This window comes from Mycobacterium sp. 1245499.0 (assembly GCF_001673615.1).
GTDB lineage: Bacteria > Actinomycetota > Actinomycetes > Mycobacteriales > Mycobacteriaceae > Mycobacterium > Mycobacterium europaeum_A.
In genome coordinates this window covers 1-2102 of record NZ_LZMG01000105.1, presented here as the reverse complement: position 1 = coordinate 2102, position 2102 = coordinate 1, and the positions used below count along the sequence as shown (strand labels likewise).

The following is a 2102-nucleotide window of genomic DNA, read 5'->3' as shown; positions in this document are numbered from 1 at the left end:
CCGCACCGGACCCGGCGGGCCGTAGCGGTGTACATGCAACTTCGCGGTCACCAGTCGATGGTGCCAGCCACCGCGGTCGCGGGTTGCGGGCGGCCCCTAACGGTCGTCATCCTCCCGATCGTCGTCGGTGGAGACGATGTAGGCCTGCTCGATCACGTCGGCCTCGTTGGCTTCCCGGTCCGCGGCGGCGGCCACGTAATCGATGTCCAGACCGGTCTCGTCGTCAAAATCGACAGGCCGCCGTTGTTCCACCGCGTCGCCTTCCGGCGCCTCGTCGATGGGAAAGCCGCGTTCGTCGTCGTTCATGGTCTTGCACCCCTCCTTTCGTTGTCCGGCTGCTGCGGCCTCCAGGGTAAGAGTCGGCGGCGGCGTGGCCGGGTACGCTGACCGCTCGGTCACCTCGACGACCCAACGGGAGCAGTCATGGGCAGAATCAGGCGCGGTTGGGCGCTTTCGCAGCAGAGCTGGCAGGTCCTGAAAAAAGACCGGTCGCTCGTCTTCTTCCCGATCCTGTCCACCCTGTTCGCCGTCCTCGCCACGATCGCCATCTGGGCGCCGACGCTGTTGCTGCGCGGCGTGTTCGGCGGCCATCACGTGGACAACCAGGACCCCGCCTACTACATCGCGGGCGTGGCAACGGCATACGTGTCGGCCTTCATTGCGATCTTCTTCAACGTCGCGCTCGCCGCCTGCGCGGTGCGCTCCATGCGCGGCGAGGACACCAGGGTCGGCGAGGGCATCGCCGCCGCGGCGCGCCGGATCGGTCCGATCCTGGGTTGGACGGTGGTGGCGACCACGGTCGGGCTGATCCTCAAGGCGCTCGAGGAGCGCCTACCGACCCTGGGCAAGCTCGCCGCGGACCTGGTCGGCGCGGCGTGGGCCGTCGCAACGTTTTTCGTCATCCCGGCGATCGCGCTCGAGGGCACCGGGCCGTTTCGGTCACTGCGCCGCTCGGTGGACACCATCAAGTCGCGCTGGGGTGAGAGCGCCGCCGGGGCGGCCACCATCGGGGTGGTCACGTTTCTGGTGACCCTGGTGGTCGTGGTGGGCGGCGTGGTCGGCGGCATCGCGCTGATCGCGGCGCGTCTGGCGCCGCTGGGTCTGGTGGTGCTGGCCGCCACGTTCGCGGTCGCCGTGGTCATCTCGTTCATCTCGACCGCGCTGAGCCAGATCTTCCGTGTCGCGGTCTACCAGTACGCGGTCACCGGGGAGACGGTGGGCGGGTTCGACCACCGGCTGCTGCAGTCCGCGTTCGTCGCGCGCTAGATCTGTCGGACCCTCGTGATGTCATGCCGTCATGGCCTACACGTGGGACCCCGAAGCGCACACCGTCTTGGACCCGGGTGCGCGCGGTCAGCTGCGTATTCTCGGCGGGCCCGGCACCGGCAAGAGCAGTCTGCTGATCGACGCGGCGGTCGCCCAGATCGACGCCGGGGTCAACCCGGAATCGGTTCTGCTGCTTACCGGTTCCGGCCGGATCGGGATGGCCGAGCGCAGCGCGCTGACGACGGCGTTGCTGCGCGCGCGACCCGCCGGCCCCGGCCGGGCCGCGGTCAGCGAGCCGTTGGTGCGGACTGTGCACGGGTACGCGTACGCGGTCCTGCGACGCGCGGCCGAGCGGGCCGGTGAGGCGCCGCCGCGGCTGGTCACCAGCGCCGAACAGGACGCCATCATCCGGGAGTTGCTGGCCGGCGACCTCGAAGACGGGCCACGCGCGGCGACGGCCTGGCCGGCCCCGCTGCGCCCGGCGCTGAGTACCGCGGGATTCGCCGCCGAGCTGCGAAACCTGTTGGCGCGCTGCGCTGAACGCGGCGTGGACCCCCAGGAATTGGAGCGGTTGGGCCGTCGCTGCCGGCGGCCGGAATGGACCGCCGCCGGACAATTCGCCCGCCAGTACGAACAGGTGATGCTGCTGCGCGCGGCGGTGGGCACGGCCGCGCCGGAGGCGACCACGCCCGCGTTGGGCGCCGCGGAGCTGGTGGGCGCCGCGCTGGAGGCGTTCGCCGTCGACGCCGAGCTGTTGTCCGCCGAACGCGGCCGGATCCGCGTCTTGTTGGTCGACGACGCCCAACAGCTGGACCCGCAGGCGGCCCGGCTGGTTC

The 2102-nt window shown here is 70.9% G+C and carries 3 protein-coding genes; 2 read left to right on the top strand and 1 reads right to left on the bottom strand.

Annotation, left to right across the window (positions count from 1 at the left end; all coding sequences use genetic code 11):
• Positions 1-96: 96 nt before the first annotated feature.
• The gene (locus tag A5646_RS05445) at positions 97-306 is read right to left on the bottom strand and encodes a hypothetical protein (RefSeq protein WP_066867965.1); all 210 of its coding nucleotides are present in this window, start codon (positions 304-306) and stop codon (positions 97-99) included.
• A 117-nt stretch (positions 307-423) separates the two neighbouring features.
• On the opposite strand from A5646_RS05445, the gene A5646_RS05440 reads away from it, so the two are divergent.
• Both A5646_RS05440 and A5646_RS05435 read left to right on the top strand, forming a co-directional pair.
• Positions 424-1266 carry a DUF6159 family protein gene (locus A5646_RS05440; RefSeq protein WP_067020429.1) on the top strand — a complete coding sequence of 281 codons (843 nt, stop codon included), beginning with the start codon at positions 424-426 and terminating at the stop codon, positions 1264-1266.
• 31 nt (positions 1267-1297) lie between these two features.
• The coding region (locus tag A5646_RS05435; RefSeq protein ID WP_156765527.1) for a UvrD-helicase domain-containing protein at positions 1298-2102 on the top strand (805 nt) is incomplete at its 3' end.